Annotated in this window: 18 protein-coding genes; 7 read left to right on the top strand and 11 right to left on the bottom strand. The window is 64.7% G+C overall.

Annotation, left to right across the window (positions count from 1 at the left end; translation table 11 throughout):
• Positions 1–86: 86 nt before the first annotated feature.
• Complete coding sequence (locus GTP44_RS09470) at positions 87–2,984, top strand: TonB-dependent receptor domain-containing protein (RefSeq protein ID WP_161019241.1); 2,898 nt, start codon at positions 87–89, stop codon at positions 2,982–2,984.
• 70 nt (positions 2,985–3,054) lie between these two features.
• Here the strand turns inward: GTP44_RS09470 and gap are convergent, their stop codons facing one another.
• Positions 3,055–4,065, bottom strand: coding sequence for a type I glyceraldehyde-3-phosphate dehydrogenase (gap, locus tag GTP44_RS09465; RefSeq protein WP_160990970.1), 1,011 nt, complete (start codon positions 4,063–4,065; stop codon positions 3,055–3,057).
• Positions 4,066–4,113: 48 nt separating this feature from the next.
• Positions 4,114–6,108 (bottom strand): transketolase, encoded by a 1,995-nt coding sequence (tkt, locus tag GTP44_RS09460; RefSeq protein WP_161019240.1) that lies wholly within the window; start codon positions 6,106–6,108, stop codon positions 4,114–4,116.
• A 130-nt stretch (positions 6,109–6,238) separates the two neighbouring features.
• Between tkt and GTP44_RS09455 the strand changes: the two genes are divergently transcribed.
• Together GTP44_RS09455 and GTP44_RS09450 are read left to right on the top strand one after the other, a co-directional pair.
• A complete protein-coding gene (locus GTP44_RS09455) occupies positions 6,239–6,964 on the top strand; it encodes a 16S rRNA (uracil(1498)-N(3))-methyltransferase (RefSeq protein ID WP_161019239.1) in 726 nt (241 codons plus the stop codon).
• Positions 6,965–7,129: 165 nt separating this feature from the next.
• The gene (locus GTP44_RS09450) at positions 7,130–8,425 is read left to right on the top strand and encodes an aspartyl/asparaginyl beta-hydroxylase domain-containing protein (RefSeq protein ID WP_161019238.1); all 1,296 of its coding nucleotides are present in this window, start codon (positions 7,130–7,132) and stop codon (positions 8,423–8,425) included.
• Positions 8,426–8,530: 105 nt separating this feature from the next.
• On the opposite strand, the gene GTP44_RS09445 is transcribed toward GTP44_RS09450, so the two are convergent.
• The gene (locus GTP44_RS09445) at positions 8,531–11,467 is read right to left on the bottom strand and encodes a TonB-dependent receptor domain-containing protein (RefSeq protein ID WP_161019237.1); all 2,937 of its coding nucleotides are present in this window, start codon (positions 11,465–11,467) and stop codon (positions 8,531–8,533) included.
• Between the two features lie 419 nt (positions 11,468–11,886).
• Positions 11,887–12,183 carry a hypothetical protein gene (locus tag GTP44_RS09440; RefSeq protein WP_161019236.1) on the bottom strand — a complete coding sequence of 99 codons (297 nt, stop codon included), beginning with the start codon at positions 12,181–12,183 and terminating at the stop codon, positions 11,887–11,889.
• A 421-nt stretch (positions 12,184–12,604) separates the two neighbouring features.
• Between GTP44_RS09440 and GTP44_RS09435 the strand changes: the two genes are divergently transcribed.
• On the top strand, positions 12,605–14,242 hold the full coding sequence (locus GTP44_RS09435; protein ID WP_161019235.1) for an NAD(P)/FAD-dependent oxidoreductase: 1,638 nt from the start codon (positions 12,605–12,607) through the stop codon (positions 14,240–14,242).
• Positions 14,243–14,329: 87 nt separating this feature from the next.
• Here the strand turns inward: GTP44_RS09435 and GTP44_RS09430 are convergent, their stop codons facing one another.
• From GTP44_RS09430 to GTP44_RS09400, 7 genes are all read right to left on the bottom strand, one after another.
• Complete coding sequence (locus GTP44_RS09430; protein WP_160990964.1) at positions 14,330–15,040, bottom strand: BON domain-containing protein; 711 nt, start codon at positions 15,038–15,040, stop codon at positions 14,330–14,332.
• 86 nt (positions 15,041–15,126) lie between these two features.
• The gene (locus GTP44_RS09425; protein ID WP_160990963.1) at positions 15,127–15,795 is read right to left on the bottom strand and encodes a hypothetical protein; all 669 of its coding nucleotides are present in this window, start codon (positions 15,793–15,795) and stop codon (positions 15,127–15,129) included.
• A gap of 80 nt (positions 15,796–15,875) precedes the next feature.
• Positions 15,876–17,588 (bottom strand): DUF8614 domain-containing protein, encoded by a 1,713-nt coding sequence (locus GTP44_RS09420; protein WP_161019234.1) that lies wholly within the window; start codon positions 17,586–17,588, stop codon positions 15,876–15,878.
• Between the two features lie 43 nt (positions 17,589–17,631).
• On the bottom strand, positions 17,632–18,132 hold the full coding sequence (locus GTP44_RS09415; protein WP_161019233.1) for a hypothetical protein: 501 nt from the start codon (positions 18,130–18,132) through the stop codon (positions 17,632–17,634).
• Positions 18,133–18,311: 179 nt separating this feature from the next.
• The gene (locus tag GTP44_RS09410) at positions 18,312–19,772 is read right to left on the bottom strand and encodes an efflux transporter outer membrane subunit (RefSeq protein WP_161019232.1); all 1,461 of its coding nucleotides are present in this window, start codon (positions 19,770–19,772) and stop codon (positions 18,312–18,314) included.
• 65 nt (positions 19,773–19,837) lie between these two features.
• Entirely contained in the window at positions 19,838–21,448 is a 1,611-nt protein-coding gene (locus tag GTP44_RS09405; protein WP_161019231.1) for a DHA2 family efflux MFS transporter permease subunit, read from the bottom strand.
• Between the two features lie 10 nt (positions 21,449–21,458).
• Positions 21,459–22,586, bottom strand: coding sequence for an HlyD family secretion protein (locus GTP44_RS09400; protein WP_161019230.1), 1,128 nt, complete (start codon positions 22,584–22,586; stop codon positions 21,459–21,461).
• A 130-nt stretch (positions 22,587–22,716) separates the two neighbouring features.
• Between GTP44_RS09400 and GTP44_RS09395 the strand changes: the two genes are divergently transcribed.
• The 3 genes from GTP44_RS09395 (at position 22,717) to GTP44_RS09390 (ending at position 24,228) form a co-directional block, all read left to right on the top strand.
• A complete protein-coding gene (locus tag GTP44_RS09395) occupies positions 22,717–23,430 on the top strand; it encodes a TetR/AcrR family transcriptional regulator (RefSeq protein WP_161019229.1) in 714 nt (237 codons plus the stop codon).
• Positions 23,431–23,516: 86 nt separating this feature from the next.
• A complete protein-coding gene (locus GTP44_RS27190) occupies positions 23,517–23,699 on the top strand; it encodes a hypothetical protein (RefSeq protein ID WP_202412834.1) in 183 nt (60 codons plus the stop codon).
• Between the two features lie 16 nt (positions 23,700–23,715).
• A complete protein-coding gene (locus tag GTP44_RS09390; RefSeq protein ID WP_161019228.1) occupies positions 23,716–24,228 on the top strand; it encodes a GNAT family N-acetyltransferase in 513 nt (170 codons plus the stop codon).

The following is a 24,228-nucleotide window of genomic DNA, read 5'->3' as shown; positions in this document are numbered from 1 at the left end:
GGCATTGCTGCTTATACTAATTTCACTCTGTACACACCCATTAACAGAGCAAGCCTTATTAAAACAAAATAGATTCGGGAGTTTAAATGAACAAGATCGCTTTAAAGACCGGCGTGATCGCGGTCGCCTTGACACTCGGTTCCTCTCAAGTGGTATTAGCACAGGACGACAGCGCCAAACCCATCGAAAAGGTCGTGATTACCGGCTCGAATATTAAACGTATCGATGCGGAAACCGCGACGCCGGTTAGTATCCTTCGTCGTGAGGATATTAATCGTCTCGGCGTCAATTCCGTGCGCGAGGTCATCGACACACTGACCTCCTCCACCGGCAGCCTGTCCGATATCGGCGGTTCAAACTCCTTCGCCGGCGGCGCCTCGTCGGCGTCGCTGCGCAACCTGGGCAAGCAATCGACGCTGATCCTGCTCAACTCCCGTCGCGTGGCGCCGTATGCGCTGGCCGACTACAACGAGGTGTTCACCAACCTCGACGCGTTGCCGCTGGACGCGATCGAGCGCATCGAAGTGCTGCGCAATGGCGGCTCCGCCATTTACGGCTCCGACGCCGTCGCCGGCGTCATCAACATCATCACCCGCGACGACTTCCAGGGGGTGCAGGCGCGCGGCAGCTATGAGCAGTCGGTCGCCAATGAACAATTCAAGACCAAGACCGCCAGCCTGACGGCCGGCTGGGGCGACTACAGCAAGGATGGCTACAATATTCTGGCCAACGTCGAGGTGTTCCACCGCGACAACGTGATCTGGCGCGACGTGCTGGACGACATCAACCCCGCGTATGGCCAGAAATTCTCGGCCGTGGCGCCGAAGAGCGGTCTGATGTTCGGCAATCGCGGGGCGCCGTCGACCTACAGCTATCCCGGCAACCTGATCGGCCAGGGTCCGGTGGCGGGCTGCGCCACCCTCAGCGCCGCCGGCCTGTGCGTATTCGATCGCTTTGCGCACTTCGAGGCGGTTCCCAAGGCCGACCGCGCCAACCTGCTGCTGTCCGGCAAGCTGAACGTGGGCAACGGCATCGAAAGTTATTCGGAACTGCTGTACTCCAAGACCAAGACCACCTACACCGGCGCCCCCGGCAACTACGGCTCGGCCAACACGGATGCCATCTGGGGCGATCCACGCACCGGTCTGGGCAAGACCTTCGGTTACCGTTTCCTGTCGCCGGACTCGCCGCTCAACACCACCGGCGCGCCGCTGGAACTGCGCTACCGTTACGCCGATGCGCCGGATCAGAGCCCGAACGACAGCGACCAATACCGTCTGCTGACCGGCCTGCGCGGCACGCTGGCCGGCAACTACGACTGGGACACCGCGGTCGGCGTGATGGGCAGCAAGACCAAGTCGCGCCACAACGGCTCGATCAGCGACAGCGGCTTCAAGGCGCTGGTGGGCGACTACACCAAGACGCTGGCCGGCGACCCCAACTGCGAGGCCAACTTCCCCGGCTATTGCCAGTACACCGCCGCCGACCCCAACTTCTTCAACCACGGCTACAAGCTGGGCCAGACCAACTCGCCGGACGTGCTGCGCCAGCTGTTCCCCGAGCAGGGCTATGACGGCAAGATCACGCAATACTTCATCGACGGCAAGATCTCCGGCGAACTGGGCAGGATCGGCGATCGCGCCATCGGCATCGCCGTCGGTGGCGAGGTGCGCCATGAGAAATTCAATATCACCCCGACCGAGAACCTGCGCGACGGCGACATCGTCGGCTATGGCGACGCCTCGGCCAACGCCAGCCGCACCAGCGAAGCGGTGTTTGCCGAAGTCAACCTGCCCGTCACCCAGAAACTGGAGCTGATCGGCGCCGCCCGCGTCGACAAATTCCCTGGCTTCGACGCCCACGTCTCGCCCAAGGTCGCGGCCCGCTTCGAGGCCACCCCGTCGCTGCTGCTGCGCGCCACCTTCGAGGGCGGCTTCCGCGCGCCGAACCTGACCGAAAGCGCCACCTCGACCAAGTTCGCGTTCGTCACCGCCCAGGATCCGAAACGTTGCAACCAGGCCAACGCGCTGGCCGACGATCTGCGCAAGGCCGCCAACGCCCTGCCAGGCTCGGACCCGAACCAGGCCCTGCTGCTGGCGCGCGCCGACACGGTCGCCCAGAACGAATGCTCGGCCGGCACCGCCAGCATCGTCAGCAACAACCCCAACCTGAAACCGGAAGTCACCCACAGCGCCACCGCCGGCTTCGTGCTGGAACCGGTCAAGGGCACCAGCCTGTCGCTGGACTACTGGCACATCGAGCGCAAGGATGAAATCGGCCTGAAGTCGGTGGACGATCTGCTGGCGGCCGAGGCCGACCAGGCGCCGGGCGTCATCAACCGCGCACCGCTGACGCAGGACAAGACGTTCACGGCGGCGGAACGGGCCAAATACGGCGTCAGTGACGGCCCGCTGGTCTCGACCACCGGCAAGTTCGAGAACGTGTCGCGCACCAAGACCAGCGGTGTGGACGTGAGCGGCAGCTCGCGCTTCGATACGCCTTACGGCCGTCTCGACCTGGGCGTCGACGCGACCTACCTGCTGAGCTTGAAGAACTTCAGCTCGACGCTGAACAACTATGGCGACAATCTGGCCGGCCGCTACGGCTACTCCAAACTGGTGGCCAACCTCAACGCCGCGTTGCGCACCGGCCAGTTCACCAACAGCCTGCGCCTGGTGTACAACAGCAAGACCTCGCTGAACACCGACTTCTTCGACAACAATTACACGCAGGAAGGTTGCAACAAGCTGGGCTGGAGCAGCGACGAATGCCGGATCAAGGCCTACGGGCGGCTGGACTACAACGTCAGCTACAGCGGCATCAAGGACCTGACGCTGTCGCTGAACCTGCGTAACGTCACCAACCGCCGGCCACCGGTCGACCTGCGTGAGTTCAACTTCGACGGCAGCGGCGTGATCCCGCAAAATTACGCCGACGTACAGGGCCGCATGGTGCGCGTGACGGCGGAATACAAGTTCCGCTAAGCACGGCGCCCAGCAAAAAGGCCTCCCGCGTGCGACACGCGGGAGGCCTTTTTTATTACGCCGCCAGAAATTACTTGGCGTTCATCAGCGCCACGGTGGTGTCCAGCATGCGGTTCGAGAAGCCCCACTCGTTGTCGTACCACGACGAGACTTTAACCAGACGGCCCGACACCTTGGTCAGCGTCGAATCGAAGTTCGACGAGGCCGGGTTGTGGTTGAAGTCGATCGATACCAGCGGTTCGGTCTGGTAGGTCAGCACTTCTTTCAGCGCGCCTTCGGAGGCGGCCTTCATCAGCGCGTTGACTTCTTCCACCGTGGTGTCGCGCTTGGCGATGAACGACAGGTCGACCAGCGACACGTTGATGGTCGGCACGCGGATCGCGAAACCGTCCAGCTTGCCATTCAGCTCCGGCAGCACCAGGCCGACCGCGGCGGCGGCGCCGGTCTTGGTCGGGATCATGCTCATCGTGGCCGAACGGGCGCGGCGCAGGTCTTCATGCATCACGTCCGACAGCACCTGGTCGTTGGTGTAGGCGTGCACGGTGGTCATCAGGCCGGTTTCGACGCCGATCGCGTCGTTCAGCGGCTTGACCAGCGGGGCCAGGCAGTTGGTGGTGCACGAGGCGTTCGAGATCACGGTGTCGGTGGCTTTCAGCACTTGCTGGTTGACGCCGTACACCACGGTCGCGTCGACATCCTTGCCGCCGGGGGCCGAGATGATGACTTTCTTGGCGCCGCCCTTCAGGTGGGCCGAGGCTTTTTCCTTGGTGGTGAAGAAGCCGGTGCACTCCAGCACCACGTCCACGCCCAGGTCGCCCCATGGAATTTCCGCCGGGTTGCGCTGCGCGAACACGCGGATCACGTCGCCATTCACGATCATGTTGTCGCCGTCGACTTCCACGGTGCCAGGGAACTTGCCGTGGGCGGTGTCGTAGCGGGTCAGGTGGGCGTTCGACTTGGCGTCGCCCAGATCATTAATCGCGACGATCTGGATATCCTGTTTCTTGCCGCCTTCGTAGAAAGCGCGCAGCACATTACGGCCGATACGGCCATAGCCATTGATTGCAACTTTGATCGTCATACTTTGCTCCTGATTAAAAATATTGTTAATGCAACCAGCAATTATAGATTAAGCAATGACCGCTTTGACTTTAGCGACGACATTTTCCACGGTGAAGCCGAAATGCTTGAACAGCACGCCCGCCGGGGCCGACTCGCCGAAGGTGTCGATGCCGACCACGGCGCCTTCCAGACCGACGTACTTGTACCAGAAATCGGTGACGCCGGCCTCGATCGCCACGCGTGGCACGCCCTTGGTCAGCACCGACGCCTTGTAGGCGGCGTCCTGACGGTCGAACACATCGGTCGACGGCATCGACACCACGCGCGCGGCGATGCCTTCGGCGGCCAGCGCCGAGGCGGCCGCCTGCGCCAGTTCGATTTCCGAGCCGGTGGCGATCAGCGTGATCCTGGCGTCGGCCGCTTCCTTCAGCACGTAGCCGCCGCGCGCGATGGCGGCGATCTGCGCGTCGCTGCGCTCCTGGTACGGCAGGTTCTGGCGCGAGAAGATCAGCGTCGACGGGCCGTCCTTGCGCTTGACCGCCGCGCCCCACGCCACCATCGATTCGGTGGTGTCGCACGGACGCCAGTTGTCCAGGTTGGGAATCAGGCGCAGCGACGATACGTGCTCGACCGACTGGTGGGTCGGGCCGTCCTCGCCCAGACCGATCGAATCATGGGTGAACACGAAGATCGAACGCTGCTTCATCAGCGCGGCCATGCGCAGCGCGTTGCGGCTGTAGTCGGCGAAGGTCAGGAAGGTGGCGCCGAACGGGATGTAGCCGCCGTGCAGGGCGACGCCGTTCATGATCGCCGACATGCCGAACTCGCGCACGCCGTAGTTGATGTGGTTGCCCGGCTGGCCGGAACGCACCGGCACGATCTCTTTCCAGTTGGTCAGGTTGGAACCGGTCAGGTCGGCCGAGCCGCCGAGGAACTCCGGCAGCACCGGCGCCAGCGCCTGGATCGCGTTCTGGCTGGCCTTGCGGGTGGCGATGTTTTCTTTCTTCTCGACGGTGGCGGCAATGCCGGCGGCCAGCGCGGCGTCGAAGTTGCCCGGCAGGTCGCCGGCCATGCGGCGCGTCAGTTCGGCGGCTTGTTGCGGGTATTTAGCGGTGTATTCGGCGAACTTGGCGCTCCACTCGGCTTCCAGCGCGGCGCCGGCGGCCTTGAAGTCCCAGGCGGCGTAGACGTCGGCCGGCACCTCGAATGGCGCGGCGCTCCAGCCGATGTATTCGCGCACGGCGGCGATTTCCTTGTCGCCCAGCGCGGCGCCGTGCACCTTGTCGCCGCCCTGCAGGTTCGGCGAGCCCTTGCCGATGATGGTCTTGCAGCAGATCAGCGTTGGCTGGTCGGCCAGCTTGGCGGCGGCGATGGCGGCGGCGACGGCATCGACGTCGTGGCCGTCGACGGCGCGGATCACGTTCCAGCCGTAGGCTTCAAAACGGGCCGGGGTGTCGTCGGTGAACCAGCCTTCGACCTTGCCGTCGATCGAGATGCCGTTGTCGTCATACAGCGCGATCAGTTTTTTCAGGCCCAGCGTGCCGGCCAGCGCGCACGCCTCGTGCGAGATGCCTTCCATCAGGCAGCCGTCGCCGACGAAGGCGTAGGTGTAGTGGTCGACCACGTCCAGGCCCGGCTGGTTGAATTCACTGGCCAGCAGCCACTCGGCCAGCGCCATGCCGACCGCGTTGGCGATGCCCTGGCCCAGCGGGCCGGTGGTGGTTTCCACGCCCGGCGTGTAACCGACTTCGGGGTGGCCCGGCGTCTTCGAGTGCATCTGGCGGAAGGCCTTGATGTCATCCATGCTCAGCGCGTAGCCGCTCAGGTGCAGCAGCGCGTAGTGCAGCATCGAGCCATGGCCGTTCGACAACAGGAAGCGGTCGCGGTTCACCCAGCCCGGATTGGCCGGGTTGTGGCGGTAATGGCCACTCCACAGCGCAACGGCGATCTCGGCCATGCCCATCGGCATGCCTGGGTGGCCGGAATTGGCCTTCTGGACGGCGTCCATGGCCAGCGCGCGGATCGCGTTAGCCTTTTGTGGGTGCGGGAGCGTAGAAGTCATCGTAGATATCACGGAAGGTTGGAAACTGTGAGCAAGGGCGGCGCTTGCAGAGCCCATTATTTTACCAGACGATGACCGCCACCGACCGCCACCCTTTAAAATTGCGCTTCTCACTTGACCGGACCCGCCTATGCCCCGCTTTTACGTCTCCCAGCCCCTGACCGTCGGCCAGCTTGTCGATCTGCCCGAGGCGGTGGCGCACCATGTGCAGGTGCTGCGCCTGGCCCAGGGCGAGCCGGTCACGCTGTTTAATGGCGACGGCGGCGAATACACCGCCCGCCTGAGCGCGATCGCCCGCCGCGGCGCCAGCGCCGAAATCACGGCGCACAGCGCGCGCGAGGCCGAGCTGCCGTTCGCCGTGACGCTGGCGCAGGCACTGCCGGAGGGCAGCAAGATGGACTGGATTATCGAAAAAGCCATCGAACTGGGGGTGTCCGGCGTGCAGCCGCTGGCGGCGCAGCGCTGCGTCGTCAAACTGTCGGCCGAACGGGCGGAAAAGAAACTGGAGCACTGGCGCGGCATCATCGTCGCCGCCGCCGAGCAGAGCGGGCGCAACCGGCTGGCGCGGCTGGCGCCGCCGCAAGACTATAAGAACTGGATCAGCCAGCAAGAGCCGCAACGGCGCATCATCCTGACGCCGCGCGCCGAGCAGTCGCTGGCCGACTGGGCGCGCCAAGAGCCGCCGCAGGCGGTGACGCTGGTGATCGGCCCCGAGGGTGGCCTCAGCGAGCAAGAGGAAGAGCTGGCGCTGCGCCACGGCGCGCTGCCGCTGGCCATGGGGCCGCGCATCCTGCGCACCGAAACCGCCGGCCTGGCGGCGCTGGCGATGCTGGCCGCCGCATGGGGCGGCATGTAAGCTGTCGCGGCGATGTCACAAAACCCGCCGCGGCGCCGAGATTCACCTGGTTTTACGCTTGCATGGATTTTGCTAAGGGAACCGCAGCGCTATAATTTTTTTGCATAGCCACGCGCGGCGTTCCGCCGTCGATCCCATCCCTCTGTAAGAAGTGAGACACCAACGATGCAAGCTATTAGCGCGGCGCAACCGGAGATCGCCATCCTGGAGGCCGCCGCCATCCAGGCCACCCAGACCGGCAAGGACGAAGACGCGGCCCGCCTCTGGGCCCACGTGCTTGAACTCCAACCACAGCACGCCGTCGCCCTCGGCGTATTGGGCAAGCGCGCCTTCCGCCACGGCGACCTCGCCACCGCGCAGCGCGCCTTCAGCCGCCAGAGCGCTGCGGCGCCGGCCGATCCGCAGAGCTGGATCAACCTGGCGCTGGCCTGCCAGGGCCTGAAGGACGAGGCCGGCGAAGAAGCCGCCCTGCATCAGGCGCTGGTGGCCGATCCCGCGCACATGGTGGCGCTGATCATGCGCGCCAACCTATTGGAGCGGCAAGGCAAAAACCACCTGTCGGCGTCGGTGTACGGCGCGGTGGCGGCGGTGGCGCCGCCGCTGGAACAGTTGGAGCCGGGACTGCGCGGCGCGGTCGAACATGCGATGCGCTATGTCGACGACTACCAGGCCGGCTATGGGCGCTTCCTCGACGAATTTCTGGAACAGCAATACCAGCAACACCGCGGCGACGATCTGCGCCGCTTCCGCGATTCGATCGACATCATGGTCGGCCGCAAGCGTCGCTATGATTCGCAATCGCTGGTGTACCACTATCCGGGGCTGGCGCCCTACGCCTTCTTGCCGCGCGAAAGCTTCCCCTGGCTGGACGCGATCGAGGCCGGCACCGAGGCCATACGCGACGAATTCCTGCAAGTGCTGGAGCGCCAGCAAGGCTTCACGCCCTACCTGACCTATCCGGACGACGTTCCGCACAACCAGTTCGCTGAGCTCAACAACTCGCCCGACTGGAGCGCCTTCCACCTGCTCAAGGATGGCGTGCCGGTGCCGGAAAATATCGCCCAGTGCCCGCGCACCATGGAATTGCTGGCCGGCGCGCCGCAGCCGGACCAGCCGGGCCGCACGCCGGTGGCGATGTTCTCGCTGCTCAAGCCCAAGACGCGCATCCCGGCCCATGTCGGCGCCAGCAACGCGCGCCTGCTGACCCACCTGCCGCTGATCATTCCCGCCGACTGCGGTTTCCGCGTCGGCAACGAGACGCGCGCCTGGGTGCCGGGCCAGGCCTGGGTATTCGACGACACCATCGAGCACGAGGCGTGGAACAACAGCGACAAGCTGCGCGTGATCATGATCTTCGACATCTGGCACCCGCACCTGTCGCCGGCCGAGCGCGAGATGATCACCGCGCTAACCGAGGGCATCAACCGCTTCCGCGGCCAGCGCGACGCTTACGGCGGCTGACCCACCCATGTTCCTTGACAACGGCGCCCGCGGGCGCCGTTGCTTATTGGTCCAGGCGAAAAAAAACGGCGCCCGAAGGCGCCGTCTGGACTGAGCTAGCTCAGCTTAGAAACGTGCGGTCACATTCATGTAGATGAAGCGGCCCAGCGAATCGTACACCTGTGGATAGGTGTTGCCGTTGGCGAAGCCGGCGGCGGCGGTCACATTGGTCGACACCAGCGGTGGATCTTTGTCGAACAGGTTGTTGATACCGGCGCTCAGCGTGATTTTCTTGGTCAGCGGATATTGCAGGTTCAGGTCGAAGTAGCTGCGCGAAGCCAGATGATCTTCGATCGATGCCGGCGCATCGCCCTTCAGCAGTGCATTGTCGCTCAGCAGTTCCGACTTGGTTTTGCCCATGTAGCGCCAGGTTGCGGCGATATCCAGTTTCCAAGGGGTCGACCAAGTGGCGCGGAACTTGTGACGCCATTTTGGCGTCGGCGTACCGCAGGTGGCGCCGAAGTAGCCCACGCAATCGTACTCACCGAGGCCTGGAACGTTTTCCGTGGTCGAGGTTTTCATCAGGGTACCGTTCAGGTTCAGACCCAGGTTACCCCATTGGCCCAGACGTTGGCTGTAGGCCGCGCCCAAATCGAAACCGGTGGTGCCGAGCGAACCGATGTTGGCGTTGGTAGCGACGATGTAACCCTTCTGAGTCAGCCACAACGAACCTTGCGAATCACGCTTGACCAGCGAGCAGAACACTGGGCTGCCGGTGCTCAAGCACTGGGTCAGCGCGACGGTTGGATCAACCGTCGAGATCGTATCTTCGATCTTGATGTTGAAATAGTCCAGCGTCAGCGTCAGGTTCTTGACTGGGTTCAGCACCAAGCCCAGGGTGTAGGTGGTGCCACGCTCTGGCGCCAGGTTCGGGTTACCACCGGTCTGGCTCTGATACTGGTTGGCGGTGTTGTTCTCGATATTGCCATACTGCGCGGCGGTAACACCGGTACGTGCGCACTCTGCCGCGGTCGCGGTCAGGGTTTTGCTGCCGATCGCGCCCGAGCAAGGGTCTTGTGCGGGACCGCCGTTACCGATCGATTGCGGATTGTACAGGTTGGCAATGGTCGGGGCGCGCACGGCGCGCTGGTAGCTGCCGCGCACGCTGAACTGGTCAACCACGGCCCAGTCCGCACCAGCACCGTAGGTGTTGGACTTGTTGTTGGTGCTGTAGTCCGAGTGGCGATACGAGCCGGTCAGGTTCAGCGCTTTGGCGAACGGCTGGTTTTCCAGCACCGGCAAGCGGAACTCGCCGAAGATTTCCTTGACCGAGTAGCCATTGGTCAGCGGAGGAGCAGCGCCGCTACCGCCCGACAGGTCGCCCGACAGCGAGGTTTCATCCGGATCGAACACCAGTTTTTCCGAACGGTGCTCAACGCCGAACGACACGCCGACGCCGTTGCTGGCCCACGGCGTCTTGATGCCGTAGTTGCCCAGGTCGGTACCGACGTTGCCGCCGTAGATGATCTGTTGCACATAGCCGCTGATCTGGCCCGATGCGCTCAGGTAGGACAGTTGCTCGGGCGTGATGGCGCCGCCAAACAGGTTGTACGGGACGCAGGTCGGGTCGTCGCCGCTCACGTTCGATGCGCACACCGCCTTGCCGTTGGCGTCAGGACGCACGTCCATCGCTTTGGCGATACGGGTGGCGGAGAAGTAGTTCTTGCTCTTTTCCGAGTGGTTGACGCGCGCGAACTGGCCGAACACATCGTAGCTCCAGTTGGCGATCTCGCCCTTCACGCCCAGCACTTCACGGAACGAGGTGTCGCTGATCGAGCTGATCCGCGGACCGCCTTCGACGTTACGCTTGCCGATGGTGGCCAATACGGTCGAGTTCGGGTCGCCCTTGGTCAGACCCAGCGCGTTCAGCCAGGCATCGCTGAGCAGCGGGTTGTCGCCGCGCAGCGTGGTCTGCACACCGTAGAAGATACCGCCGGCGGCGATCTGCGCGTCGGTCGAGTAGTTGTGGAAGCCGAACTCGCTGTAGACACGGGCTTTCTCGTTGATGTCGTAGTGGGCCTGCGCCGTAACGTTATAGTTCTTCGAAGGACGTTGCAGGTAATTCAGTGGGCCGAAGTTGTACGCGTCCGTGGCGGAGTTGTAAGCGCGCACCGTGCCATTGCCGCCGTTGGTGAACTGACCGCCTTTGTAGCCGGTGGCCTTGTTGGCGGCGGTGGTAACACGGCCGCTCGCCTGCGTGCCCGAACCGGAGCACAGGAAACCGCTGTCGGTGCCGGACAGCGCGCAGGAGGTGAAGTCGCGCTGCGATTGCAGGGCGGCGTCGGTATCCTTGTAGCTGAAGTAGACCGTGGCGTTACCTTTGCCATCGGCAAAGTTACCACCCATCAGGACGCTCAAATCCTTGGTCTTGCCATCAAACTTGGCATCGCCCGGCACAGGGAAGCCGCGCGCCTTGACCACCGAGGCCACGTCGTTGCCTTGCGAGTGGTTGTAGCCAGCCAGATTGGCCTGCACTTCCACGCCTTCGAAGTTGTCGCGCAGGATGAAGTTGACCACACCCGCGACCGCGCCCGCGCCGTAGACCGCGCCGGCGCCGCCGGTCAGCACCTCGACGCGCTTGATCAGGCCAGTGGGAATCTCGTTCAAGTCGGGCGCGGAGGTTTGCACGCTACCGGCCGGCAGACGCTTGCCGTTGACCAACACCAAGGTACGGTCGGCGCCCAGGTTACGCAGGTTGACGGTGGCGGTGCCGGTGGCGCCGTTCGACACGGCAGCACCCTGGCCAGCGAAGGCTTGTGGCAGATTGTTCAGCAGGTCTTCCGCGGTGCGCACACCGTCGGCCTTGATGTCCTTGCTGCTCAGCACGGTCACCGGGCTGGAGCCTTCGGTCACCAGGGTCGGGATACGCGAACCGGTCACTTCCACTTTTTGCATCGCCGGTTCCGCGGCCGCTTCCTGCGCGTTGGCAGCATGCATACCCAGCGCAATGCCGCCGACGAACATCACGCGGATCGAGCGAGACAGTACTGTTTCCTTGATCATTATATTCAATTCCCTATGGGTGTTGTTTATTAGACGTTTTCCAGCATCTTTTGAACGACGAGTAAAACGGCCTCATTTTCTACCGATGATTAACTTACCGGATAAAGTAACGCCATCAGCGAAATGCTCTTTCTGGTCTTTGAAACATCCGGAAATGAACCGTGGGTTAAAACTTCCGAATATTTCTGCTAATCATAGAAACATAGCAGCTCAAGCATTGTCAATAAATCTGAGGTCGCGGCGGACACCGCGCGGACACCCGGACAGCGGGCTTTTTTTAAGCGCACTATTCCGGTGCATCAGCCAACGACTGTCCCCGGCGCACGAATTTGGTGCCTTTTTAACAATTAGAATAACTGTGTCGGATATGCAACAGGCAGGCGGTGGAGCTTAAGAAAAATTGTTCTTTACGTATATTTTCACAATTTTCCACGGCTTAAAACTGTGTAATAAAAAATACACATGCGTGCGATCCGTGGGCAGACAGCGATATTTTTCTCAGTCAAGGGCCAACCGCAGAAAATCCGTAGCGATCCCCTAACAGCAAAACAAACGCACGGCGACGCGGCGGCAAAAAGCGGTAATTTGAGCGCGTATTGCGCCAGGCAAAATTCCGCGCCGTGGGCCGATGTGCGCCGCCGCTGGGCAAAATTGGCCGCTGCGCCAAAGTGGTGCAAGTCGCGTTTTAACAACAACCAGCTGCCTGGTGTGGTCATGTACACTTTCCCTGCGGGAACTTTTAAATACCGCCCCCACCACCCGGAACCGGTCACGCGACGGACCGCGCTAAATAATCCAATCCGACGCCGCGTTCGCGCGCGATCCATCACCATTTAATAACCGCACAAAGATTTGATTAAAAAGATTCAATCCGGTGCAGCGCATAATATTAAAAGATAAATACCTTGGCGCGGGCGTCGCATGCGCCGGCATCGGCGCGCGCGGCGCGGGCCGGACAAAATTAAATATTCCAAAACAAGGTGATGATCATTTAATATTTTCCCGCCTCCACTTAGACCGCATTTCAATAGGCAAGCCTATTGGGGCGGCGTGGCCGGCCGGCGAACAATGGTAAAATACCCGGCCTCGGCACTGTGCCCCATGGCGCCTAAACAGCGCCCTCCCAGGAAACTCATCATGTTGCGAATTAACGAACTCAAACTGCCCCTCGACCATAGCGAGGAGGCACTGCCGGCCGCCATCCTGGCGCGCCTGGCCATCCCCGCCGGCGACCTGCGCGGCTACACCATCCACAAGCGCAGCTACGACGCGCGCAAGAAATCGGCCATCGTGCTGATTTACTCGCTGGACGTCGACGTGGCCGACGAGGCCGCCGTGCTGCGGCGCCTGCAACACGACGTCCACCTGATGCCGTCGCCGGACATGGCCTACCAATTCGTCGCCGACGGCCGTGCGCTGGCCGCGCATCCGGATTTTCAACGCCCGGTGGTGATCGGCATCGGCCCGTGCGGGCTGCTGGCGGCGCTGATCCTGGCGCAGATGGGGCTGCGCCCCATCATCGTCGAGCGCGGCAAAGTCGTGCGCGAGCGCACCGTCGACACCTTCGGCTTCTGGCGCCAGCGCAAGCTCAATCCGGAGTCCAACGTGCAGTTCGGCGAGGGCGGCGCCGGCACCTTCTCCGACGGCAAGCTGTACAGCCAGATCAAGGACCCGAAACACTATGGCCGCAAGGTGCTGACCGAGTTCGTCAAGGCCGGCGCGCCCGAGGAAATTGTCTACGTCAGCAAGCCGCACATCGGCACCTTCCGCCTGGTCAAGATGGTCGAGGCGATGCGCGAGACCATCGAGGCGCTGGGCGGCGAATACCGCTTCGAGAGCAAGGTCACCGACCTCGACATCGAAGAGACGGCCGAGGGCCGGCAGGTGCGCGGCATCACGCTCGAAAGCGGCGAGCGGATCGCCACCCGGCATGTGGTGCTGGCGATCGGCCACAGCGCGCGCGACACGTTTGAGATGCTGCACGCGCGCGGCGTGTATATCGAGGCCAAGCCGTTCTCGATCGGCTTCCGCGTCGAACACCCGCAATCGCTGATCGACGCCTGCCGCTTCGGCCCCAACGCCGGCCACCCGATCCTGGGCGCGGCCGACTACAAGCTGGTGCACCACGCGTCGAATGGCCGCGCCGTCTACAGCTTCTGCATGTGCCCGGGCGGCACGGTGGTGGCGGCGGCGTCCGAGCCGGGCCGGGTGGTCACCAACGGCATGAGCCAGTACTCGCGCAACGAGCGCAACGCCAACAGCGCGATCGTGGTCAGCATCTCGCCGGAGGTCGACTATCCGGGCCACCCGCTGGCCGGCGTCGCCTTCCAGCGCGACCTGGAGGAGAAAGCCTTCAAGCTGGGCGGCGGCAGCTACAACGCGCCGGGCCAACTGATGGGCGACTTCGTCGCCGGTCGTGCCTCGACCGAGTTCGGCGCGGTGGTGCCGTCGTACAAGCCGGGCATCACACTGACCGATCTGGCGCAGATCCTGCCGGCGTTCGCGGTCACGGCGCTGCGCGAGGCCTTCCCGGCGTTCGACAAGCAGATCAAGGGCTACTTCAAGCACGACGCCGTGCTGACCGGGCTGGAGACGCGCACCTCGTCGCCGATCCGCATCAAGCGCCGCGACGACACGCTGCAAAGCCTCAACACCGGCGGCCTGTTCCCGGCCGGCGAAGGCGCCGGTTACGCCGGCGGCATCCTCTCGGCCGGCGTCGACGGCATCAAGGTGGCCGAGGCCGTGGCGCTGTCGCTGGCGGCCCAGCAAGCCTAAAAACGGTGTCAGGTCTGACAAAAGCACACGGCCTCAACTGCTACGCAGTTGAGGCCGTGTGCTTTTGTCAGACCTGACACCGGGGTTTTACTTGACCCGCAGCGCGCTTTGCACCTTGGTCACGCCCTTGACGTTGCGCGCCACGTCGACCGCTTTGTCCACCTCGGCCTGCGATGGCACGAAGCCGCTCAGCATCACCGTGCCGTTGGTGGTTTCCACGTGCACCTCCAGCGATTTGAGCGCCGGCTCGGCCATCAGCTCGGTCTTGACCTTGGTGGTGATGGCGGTGTCGGCCAGCGCGTCTTTGGCCAGCGCGGTTTTGGCGCGCGCCTCGCACGCGGCCTTGTCGGTGCCGCTCATGGCGCCGCAGTCGATGCCGGTCTGCGCCACGTCGGCCGCCTGCTTGCCGGCCTTGGCGTCGTTGACCCAGGCGGTGTGCTGCTGTTTCGCGCCGCTAAGGCAGCTGTCCTTGTCGGCGCCGCTACGGTCGTCGCACTGCTCCTTGGCCAGCGCGTAGTTGGCGTCGGCGACGTTGATCTGGGCTTTTTCGACCGACCGCTTATCGTTCTTGTACTGCAGCACGGCGGTCGATTCGGCGTTGGCGCGCGCCACCTTGGCCTGGGCCTGGCAGACGTCCTTGGCGTTGCCCGACTGGCCGTCGCAGGCGGCGTGGGCGGTTTTGTAGGCGGCGTCAGACTGCTTGAGCGCGGCCTTGTAGGCCACGGTGTCGTTGTTGGGGGTGGCGGCGAAGGCGGCGCTGGTGGCGCCGGCCAGCAGCAGGGCGAGGAATTTGTTCATGATCGTGTCCCTTTTGTGGTGGTTGATGGACACATTAAACGCCGACCCGCCGGCGCACTCCGTGCGCAAACGTACACTCGCCGGGTTTACTCGTCGTTTAACAAGCCTTGGCGCCACAGCAGCGTGGCCTGCTCGACGACCGGCAAGTCGGTGGTGAAGGCGGCGCCGGTCGGCGCCAGCCGCAGCCAGGTCAGCGTGCTGTGGCTGCCGACGGCGGGCGCGCCGAACCGCACCGTGTGCAGCCAGGCCGCCACGGTGGCGTAGTGCTGCGGCTGCCGTTGGTGGACCCAGGCCAGCGCCACCAGATCGGCAAAGCCCTCCTCGCGGCGCGTGTCGCGCAAGTCCGCCGCCGCGCCGGCGGCCGGCGGACGCTCGGCGAAGCCGGCCGGCAGCGCGTGCCAGTGGCCTTGCGCGTAGCGCCAGCAGTGACCGATCTCGTGCGCCACCATCGCCTCGATCATCCAGCCGCGTTGCGCGGCTGGGACACTGTCGAGCAGGTCTTCGGCGTGCGGATTGCCGCGCAGCGACAGCACCAGCTTGCAGCGCCCCTGGTCGTAGCCCAGCGCCAGCGGCACGTCGTTGGCGCGCGCCTGCGGCTGCACGGTGATGTCGAGCGGCAGCTGCAGCACCTGCTTGGCATAGTGCAGCACGTCGGCGCCGGCCTTGAGCCAGCGGATCTCCAGCTCGGTCAGCTCGGCGGCGGACGCGAGACCGGAGCTCAGCAACAGCAGGGAGAGGAAGGCGCGCTTGATCATGGTGATCAAACTGTAGCACGCACCGGGCAAGAATTATTGCCCGGTGACAGGTAAATTACTACGTAGAAAATCAGGAATGTTTACTGCGCCAACAAGCTGGTGGCCGTGGTGAACGCGGGGCGGATGTCGTTGGGGACCGCCTTCATCTTGTCCAAGGCCTTTTGCACGTCGGGACGAATGACCACGTACTTGCTCATCATGGCCTTGGCGCGCGCGTAGTCGCCGGTGGCCTCGATGGTCAGGAACTCGCGGTCCAGGTCGGTGACGGCCTGCTTGATCTTCTTGAAATCGACCGCGAAGGTGCCGTCGCCGTGCGACACGAAGCCGCCCTGGTCAAGAATGTAGTTGACCTGGATCGCCATGCCGCGCGCGTGCGAGTCGGTCAGCCCGAAGTGCAGCGTGCGGAAGGCCGACGCCAGGAAGGTGGTGTACAGCTTGCGCTCGGCCGCCTCGCCCTGCCCCAGCGTGCCTTGCAGCTGGCCCTTGTCCATCATATAGGCCAGCACGTACAGGCCGGTGATGTCGGCCTTGGCCTCCTCGATGGTGGCGTAGGTCTCCTTCAGGTCCTGGCGCGGCGTCGATGGCTGGCCGTCCTTGCGGGTACTGTGCGGGCCGAGGCCGTGCGTGATCTCGTGCGCCAGGATGTGGGTGAAGAAGGAATCGAAGTCGAGGTCCCGCTGGTCGGCCGGGCGCAGCACCAGCTTGGCGATCGGCGTCAGCGTCGATTTGAATTTGGCTTGCTGCACGTTCTTCAGCATCACGCGCTTGGAGCCGCGCTGGCTGATGATGCGCTCGTCGTTGGGCAGATTGTAGGCGGCGGTCTGCACGCCCATGTTGCCGTCGCCGGCGCCGTAGACCTGATTGACCACCACCATCGGCGCCAGCGCGCCGACCTTGGGGTTGCGGTACCGCGGGTCGAGCGGCAGATTGTCTTCCAGCTCCTGCATGTGCTGGGCGAAGAAGTCCAGCTTGCGGGTTTCCTGCTGGTCGCGGAGGTTGACGTAGGCCTCGAACGCCGCCTTGTAGCCGAACAGTTCGTCGTTGTAGGTCTCGTAGGGGCCGATGGTGACGTCGACCGGTGCGTCCAGATCCATCCAGGCGAAGTCGGAGGCCAGGTAGTCGTTGCTGAGGAAGGCGTCGGCGCGCAGCGTCAGGAATTTTTTCAGCGAGGCGTTGTCGGTGGCGGCGGCGGCCTGCTTCAGCAGCGCGGCGGCTTTTTGCAGATCGGCCTGGTATTCGTCGGCATATTTGACGATGGTGAACTGGCCGTCCTGGTTCTTGCGGATGGTGGTGAAGAACCATTGCGCCTGCTCGCGCTCGGCCGCCGGCAACGCGTTCATCCAGGTCTCCAGTTCGGCCTTGGTGGCGCCTTGCGGATAGAAGTTGCCACCCTCCGGTTTCTTGCCGGGCACCTTGATACCGGCCACTTCCGCCGGCAGGAAGGATTGGTGGTCGTCGAGAATCGACCACGGACCTTTGTTGAGCCAGAAGTAGTTCAGGCGCGCCTTGCCCAGCGGCGTGGTGTCTTTTTTCAGCGCCGCCCACAGCGCTTCGTTGCCGGACCAGCGCTGGCGCAGTTGCAGCACGTCGATGATCTTGGCCGCTTCGATCAGCTTCTTGATGGCTTGCCGGTCGCCAGCCGACAAGTGGCTGGTGTCGGCGGTCAGCGCGACCGGCGCGTAGCGCTGGCTCATCTTGTTGAGTTGATTGACGTCGGCCGGGGCGGCGGAAGCGGTGGCGGTGACACAGCTGGCGGCGACGGCCAGCGCCAGCGGGAGCAGGATTTTTTTCATGGGGTCCTCTTGTGGAGTGAGGCCCATATTGTAATCGAGCCAGTCAGCGCCGGCAGTCGGCGGCGCGCCGCCAGCGCGGGGCGCCGGGGAAGCGCAGCCAGACGGTGCGCCAGGCATTGCGCGTGCCGCAGCCGCGCAGGTTGGCCAGCCGCGATGGCGTGGTCGGTGCGCCGTCGCTGAGGATTTGTTCGTCTTCCACCTTGGCGTAGGTGGAGCGGCCAGCGTGGATGGCGCGCAGTTCGGTGCCGTTGGGCAGGAACACTTGTTTCCATTGGTAGCCGCGACTGACGGCGGTGGCAGTGACCGAGGTCGCGACCGCTGCCGGCGCCAATAGGGGTGGCTTGGTGAAAGTTCGCGCACCGTCGTCGCCGTCTGGCTCGTCGTCAGCCCACGGGCGGGGCGCGGCCTCGGTGGTGGCGATCCAGTTTCTGATGAGGTCGCACAGCGCGGCTTCCGCTTTCGGGCCGTAACCACCATCGCCGGCATGCGCGACCAGCGCGCAAAATACTTTGCTCGGCAGGTGCAGCGCGATAGGATGGTCCATGTCTTCTCCGGTCTAAAAATAGAGTGTTGCTCAGTCTATTTCGCTCTATTTTTTCTATTCCGTCTAAAAGCACTCTTTATTTAGAGCGAAATCTAACGAAATAGTTCGAAATCTAGCGAAATAGACTTTTTAGACCGCGTAAAAATAGAGACCGGGTATGCCGCCGCGCCTCTTCCGCATCACCGTGACTGCGCAACCTGCGCCAGTTGCGGCGAAGGCTGCCAGCCGGCGCCCAGCGCGCGCGCCACCGACACCGCCGCCAACAAGCGCTGGGTATTGATCTGCACCGCCGCGCGATCGGCCGTCAGCGCGCTGCGCTGCGCATCGGTCACATCGAGGTAGGTCGACACGCCGCGCTCGTAGCGCGCCCGCGCCACCAGGTAGCCGCGCGCCGCCGCCACCTGCGAGGCTTGCTGCGCCTCGCCCTGCAACTGGCGCTGCCGCACGTCCGACAGCGCATCCTCCACTTCGCGCAGCGCAGTCAGCAGCTTGGTCTGATGGTTGGCCAGCGCTTCCTCGTAGCGCGCCTTGGCGATCGCCAGATTGGCCTGGTTGCGCCCGCCGTCAAAGATCGGCAGCGACAAGGCCAGCGGGCCAATGCTGAACTGGCGCGAATCGCCCTGCGCCAGCTTGCTCAGGCTCTCTGATGCAAAACCGAAGTTGCCGGTCAGCGACAGCGAAGGATAGAACGCCCCTTCGGCCACGCCGATCTGCGCATTGGACGCGCGCAGCGTCGCCACGCTGCCGGCCAGGTCGGGGCGGTGCGACAACAGGCTGGCCGGCAGGCCGACCGGAATCGCCGGCGGTGACGGCAGCGTCGCCGCGTTGGCGGTCGCGGCGGTCAGCAGCGACGATGGCGACGCGCCCACCAGCGTGGCCAGGCTGTGTTCGAGCAGATTGCGCTGGCGTTGCACCTCGTGCAAATCGGCCTGGGCGTTGGCGCGCTCGATGCGGGCGCGCGACACGTCCAGCTCATTCGACAGGCCGGCGTCGAAGCGCGCGGTGACCAGTTCCTCGCTTTCGCGGCGGGTGTCCAGCGCGCCGTTCAGGATGGCGATTTCAGCGTCCAGACCGCGCAGCTGCCAGTAGGTGGTGGCCAGTTGCGACGACAGCAGCAACAGCACGCCATCACGGTCGGCCTCGGCCGCCAGCGCTTGCGCGTCCGACGCTTCGACCAGCCGGCGCACGCGGCCCAGCAAATCGACCTCGTAGGAGAAGCTGGAGCCAACCGCGTAGTTGTTGCCCTTGATCGAGCGCTCGCCCAGCGCCAGGCCTTGCGAGGTCTCGGCCGAGGTGCGCGTGTTGGAAACGCCGGCGTTGACGCTCAACTGCGGCTGCTGGCCGGCGCGGGTGACGCCGGCCTGCTCAAGCGCCTGCACCAGCCGCTGCGCGGCCGCTTTCACGCCCGGGTTGTCGCGCAGCGCGGTGTCTTCCAGCCGGTTCAGGGTCGGATCGTTAAACACGGTCCACCATTGCGCCGGCAGTTGGGCCGCGCCGTTGTCGGCGGGCGGCAGATGGCGGAACGCCGCGTCGGCGACATTGGCCGGGGCCTTGAAATCGCTACCCACGGTGGCGCAGCCGGTAACGGCCAGCGTGACGGAGACAGCGAGCGTCAGGCGCTTCAGCGCTGAATTCAACATGATTACCTCTTCATATAAACAGTGATCCCGTCGTTCCGGCGCGGACCGGAATGACGGCGTATTCTTTAGTGGGCGCCGCCGCCGCCACCGGACGGGGCTTTGACCTTGTCCGAGAACCACAGCACGCCGATGCAGGCGAACAGCACCATCGCCACCAGGAAGAAGCCGTCGTTGTAGGCCATGACGAACGACTCGCGGCGCACGATGCCGTCGACCGCCTTGAGCGCCATGTCCGACGCGGTGGCGCTGTCGAAGCCCTTACCGACGAACGACGCGCTCAGCACATCGAGGCGCTCCTGCGTCGCCAGCGCGAAGCTGCTGACCGATTCGCCGAGGCGCGCCGAGTGGAAGTGCTCGCGGTTGGTCAGCGCGGTGGCCAGCAGCGCGATGCCGATCGAGCCGCCCAGGTTGCGCGTCATGTTGATCAGGCTCGACGCCGACGGCATGTCCTTCGGCGCGATGCCGTTCATGGCGAAGTTCGACAGCGTCAGCATGACGAACGGCTGGCCCAGCGCGCGCACGATCTGCGACAGCAGCAGCTGGTCGTAGCCGGTGCTGGCGTCCATGTAGGCGTTCATCAGGCACGAGCCGCCGAACAGCAGCAGGCCGAAGGTGCACAGGATGCGGTTGTCGACCTTGGACGACAGCTTGGCCACGAACGGCATGATGAACAGCTGCGGCAGGCCGGCCCACATGATCACCTCGCCGATCTGCATCGGCGAGTAGCCCGGAATCTGCGCCAGGAACAGCGGCAGGATGAACGCCGAGCCGTACAGCCCCATGCCCATCGCCATCGACAGCGCGGTGGCGGCGGCGAAGTTGCGCTGGCCGTACAGGCCCAGATTGACGAAGGGCTGGCGGCGCGTGGCGCCGGTCACCACCCAGCCCAGCAAGCCGGCGATGGACAACGCGGCGAAGGTGTTGATGAAGGCCGAGTCGAACCAGTCCTTCGAGTTGCCTTCCTCAAGGAAGATGGTCAGGCTGCCCAAGCCCACCGCCATGCAGAAGATGCCCAGCCAGTCGGCGTTGTACAGCAGCGACAGATTGGTCTTCTCCTTGTCCAGGCCGACGGCGATGCCGCCGATCAGCAGCAGGCCCGGCACCCAGTTGATGTAGAAGATTGACGGCCAGCCATACAGCTCGCTCAGATAGCCGCCCAGCGTCGGCCCCATCGATGGCGCCAGCGTCGCCGTCAGGCCGAAGATGGCCATGCCGGTGGCGCGCCTGGACGGCGGCAGCTTGGCCATGACCAGCGTCATCGCCATCGGAATCAGGGCGCCGCCGGTGAAGCCCTGCAGCATGCGGAACACGATCATGCTCTCGAGGTTCCAGGCGAAGCCGCACAGCGTGGAGAAGCCGAGGAACAGCGCGGTGGTGCCCATCATGTAGCCGCGCATGCCGAACACGCGCACGAACAGGCCGGTCATCGGAATGACGATGATCTCGGCCACCAGGTAGGCGGTAGCGATCCACGAGCCCTCCTCCTGGGTGGCCGACAGCGCGCCGAGGATGTCCTTGAGCGAGGAGTTGGTGATCTGGATATCGAGCACCGCCATGAAGGCGCCCAGCATGCCGGCGGCCACCGCCAGCCAGGTGCGGCCGGAGACCTTTTCGCCCGGCACGGCCGGGACGCGCGACTGCCCGCCGCCCGGCGTATCGATTGTGGTGCGAGCCATGCGCGGATCCTTAGCGGGCGTCGGACTTGAGCGACACCTCGGCGATGGCCGACATGCCCGGCACCAGGCGACCACCCAGCGCCTGGACGTCGGCCGGCTTGAAGGTGATCTTGACCGGCACGCGCTGGACGATCTTGGTGAAGTTGCCGGTGGCGTTATCGGCCGGCAGCAGCGCGAACTGCGCGCCCGAGGCCGGCGCGAAGCTGTCGACGGTGCCGATCAATTCATGGCCCGGCAGCGCGTCGACGCTGACATGCACCGGCTGGCCTTGTTTCAGCCCGGCCAACTGGGTTTCCTTGAAGTTGGCGGTCAGCCAGACGTTGTCCTGCACGATGGCGGCCAGCGACTGGCCCGGCTGCACGCGCTGGCCGACCTCGATGCTGCGCTTGCCGACGCGGCCCGCCACCGGCGCCAGAATGCGATTGTAGGCGAGCTGCTGCCGGGCGTCCTTCAGCTGCACTTGCAGCACGCCGACCTGCGCGTTGAGCACATCACGGGCCGAGCGGGCGGCGGCGATCTGCGCCTTGGCGGCGGCGGCGCTGTCCTTGCGGGCGGCGACATCGGCGACGGCGCTGGCGCGGGCGGCGACGGCGGCGTCCAGCTCGGCCTTCGAGACCGCCTTCATCTGGCTGTTGTACAGCTGGCCGAAGCGCTCGGCGTCCTGGTTGGCGCGCACCAGTTGCGCCTGCGACTGCGCCACCTGGGCGGCGGCGGCGCTGGCCTGGGCCTGTACCTGGGCGATCTGGGCGTCGGCCTGGATCACCTGCTGCTGGGCAGAGGCGATCTGCGCCTGGATCTGTTCCACCTTGACGCCTTGGTCGAACGGGTCCAGCTCAGCGATGACATCGCCCTGTTTGACCAGCTGGTTATCGTCGATCAGCACCTTGGTCACGACACCGGCGATGCGCGACGACACCGGATGGACGTGGCCAGCCACATAGGCGTTGTCGGTCTCGACATAGTAATGGCCGCGATACCACATGCGGCCACCGACCGCCAGCGCGACCAGCGCGACGACGGCGGCCACCACCAGCACGCGCCGGTTCGGCGCCTGCGGCGGAGCGGACGCGGCGGCGGGGGTGGCTGGAGCGGCTGGAGCGGGCGGCACGGCACTGAGTTTTTGTTCTTGGGTGGACATGGGAAGCTCCAGAGAAAATGAAATGAGATGGGAGCATTATCGCTGGTTTGCGCCCAAAGTCAAGAAATGAAACGGTTGCATTTCATTTTTTGATAGACTACCATGGTGGCATTCGCTATCATTCCCGGCCATGACCGCTTCAGAACTCAACGACGCCACCCCGCTGGACGCGCAAGATTGTCCGGAAGACAACTACAGCCCCGACTCGCCCTGCTTCGGCAAGGCGGCCGGCCGCCCGCGCGCCGCCGACAAGGAAGCGCGCCGCGAGGCGCTGCTGGCCACCGCCGGCCGGCTGTTCCTCGCCAAGGGCTACAGCAAGGTCAGCCTGGAGATGATCGCGCGCGAGGCCCATGTGGCGGTGCGCACCATCTACGTCCAGTTCGGCGGCAAGGCCGGGCTGCTGAACGCCATCGTCGCCAACGGCCGCCAGCACCACATGGCCGGCATGGCCAGCATGGTCAGCGACCCGCGGCCGATGGCCGAGATCCTGCACGACTTCGCGCTGCGCTTCCTGACGCTGGTGTCGCTGCCGGCCTTCCACCACCTGCACCGCATGGTGGTGGCCGAGGCCAATAGCACGCCGGAGCTGGCCGAGACCTTCTTCCAGGCCGGCCCGCAACTGACCCGCGCCGAGCTGGGGCGCTTCTTCGCCCGCCCCGACATCCAGGCGCAGCTGCGCGACGGGCTGCGCCCGGAGATGCTGCCGGTGTTCCTGATCAACTGCCTGATGGGCGACTACATGACGCGCCTGCTGTTCCCCGGCGACGAGCCGCTGCGCGGCGAGGCGCTGCGGCGGCAGGCGGCCGAGGGGCTGGACCTGTTCCTGCACGCGGTGCGCCGCTAGCCCGACGGCGCGGCGTCGGCGCGGCGGAAAAGCCGCCACGGTTTTGCCATTTGTTCTATACTGGTTTTTTGCAAAGCGGAGCACACATGAGCAAAACCAATCGTCTGGACTGGAGCAAGCACATCACGCTGATGAACGAGCGCATCAAGCATTTCCAGGCCGATCCGGGGCCGGAACAGCTGGACGCCGTCATCGCCGAAATGCGCGCCTACGCCGAGGCGGCGCGCAGCGGCGGCATCGAAATCCCGGCCCGCTTCACCGTCAACTAACGCCCGCCCGACCGCCATGAATATCCGCACGCTGCAAGCCGATGACCTGCAACGCCTGCTAACGTTCGAGCTGGACAACCGCGACTGGTTCGAGCAGCACGTCGAGGCGCGCGCGCCGGCGTTTTACACGCCGGACGGCGTGGCGGCGCACATCGCCGACTACCTAAGCGAGCACGCGGCCGGCCGCGTCCACCCGTGCGTGCTGACCAGCGACGACGGCGCCGTCATCGTCGGCCGCGCCAACCTGCGCCGCATCGACCGCGCGGCCGGCAGCGGCGAAGTCGGCTACCGCATCGCCCATGACCACGCGCGCCAGGGGCTGGGCAGCCTGGCGCTGGCGCACTTGCTGGAACTGGCGCGCAGCCGCTACGGGCTACGCATGCTGAACGCGTGGATCTCGCCGCACAACCTCGGCTCGCGGCGCATCGTGGAGAAATACGGTTTTACCCGCGACGTCTTGGCGGCGCCGCATGTGGCGCAGGTGAACGGCGTCGCCCACGCCTCCCACCTGTACCAGTGTCACCTGTAG

It is taken from the genome of Duganella lactea (assembly GCF_009857505.1).
Taxonomy (GTDB): domain Bacteria; phylum Pseudomonadota; class Gammaproteobacteria; order Burkholderiales; family Burkholderiaceae_D; genus Rugamonas; species Rugamonas lactea.
This window is presented reverse-complemented; position numbering and strand designations above follow the sequence as displayed.

Coding starts and splice junctions, on each gene's coding strand:
- GTP44_RS09470 (WP_161019241.1), top strand. CDS start 87: ATGAACAAGATCGCTTTAAAGACCGGCGTGATCGCGGTCGCCTTGACA.
- gap (WP_160990970.1), bottom strand. CDS start 4,065: ATGACGATCAAAGTTGCAATCAATGGCTATGGCCGTATCGGCCGTAAT.
- tkt (WP_161019240.1), bottom strand. CDS start 6,108: ATGACTTCTACGCTCCCGCACCCACAAAAGGCTAACGCGATCCGCGCG.
- GTP44_RS09455 (WP_161019239.1), top strand. CDS start 6,239: ATGCCCCGCTTTTACGTCTCCCAGCCCCTGACCGTCGGCCAGCTTGTC.
- GTP44_RS09450 (WP_161019238.1), top strand. CDS start 7,130: ATGCAAGCTATTAGCGCGGCGCAACCGGAGATCGCCATCCTGGAGGCC.
- GTP44_RS09445 (WP_161019237.1), bottom strand. CDS start 11,467: ATGATCAAGGAAACAGTACTGTCTCGCTCGATCCGCGTGATGTTCGTC.
- GTP44_RS09440 (WP_161019236.1), bottom strand. CDS start 12,183: ATGACCACACCAGGCAGCTGGTTGTTGTTAAAACGCGACTTGCACCAC.
- GTP44_RS09435 (WP_161019235.1), top strand. CDS start 12,605: ATGTTGCGAATTAACGAACTCAAACTGCCCCTCGACCATAGCGAGGAG.
- GTP44_RS09430 (WP_160990964.1), bottom strand. CDS start 15,040: ATGAACAAATTCCTCGCCCTGCTGCTGGCCGGCGCCACCAGCGCCGCC.
- GTP44_RS09425 (WP_160990963.1), bottom strand. CDS start 15,795: ATGATCAAGCGCGCCTTCCTCTCCCTGCTGTTGCTGAGCTCCGGTCTC.
- GTP44_RS09420 (WP_161019234.1), bottom strand. CDS start 17,588: ATGAAAAAAATCCTGCTCCCGCTGGCGCTGGCCGTCGCCGCCAGCTGT.
- GTP44_RS09415 (WP_161019233.1), bottom strand. CDS start 18,132: ATGGACCATCCTATCGCGCTGCACCTGCCGAGCAAAGTATTTTGCGCG.
- GTP44_RS09410 (WP_161019232.1), bottom strand. CDS start 19,772: ATGTTGAATTCAGCGCTGAAGCGCCTGACGCTCGCTGTCTCCGTCACG.
- GTP44_RS09405 (WP_161019231.1), bottom strand. CDS start 21,448: ATGGCTCGCACCACAATCGATACGCCGGGCGGCGGGCAGTCGCGCGTC.
- GTP44_RS09400 (WP_161019230.1), bottom strand. CDS start 22,586: ATGTCCACCCAAGAACAAAAACTCAGTGCCGTGCCGCCCGCTCCAGCC.
- GTP44_RS09395 (WP_161019229.1), top strand. CDS start 22,717: ATGACCGCTTCAGAACTCAACGACGCCACCCCGCTGGACGCGCAAGAT.
- GTP44_RS27190 (WP_202412834.1), top strand. CDS start 23,517: ATGAGCAAAACCAATCGTCTGGACTGGAGCAAGCACATCACGCTGATG.
- GTP44_RS09390 (WP_161019228.1), top strand. CDS start 23,716: ATGAATATCCGCACGCTGCAAGCCGATGACCTGCAACGCCTGCTAACG.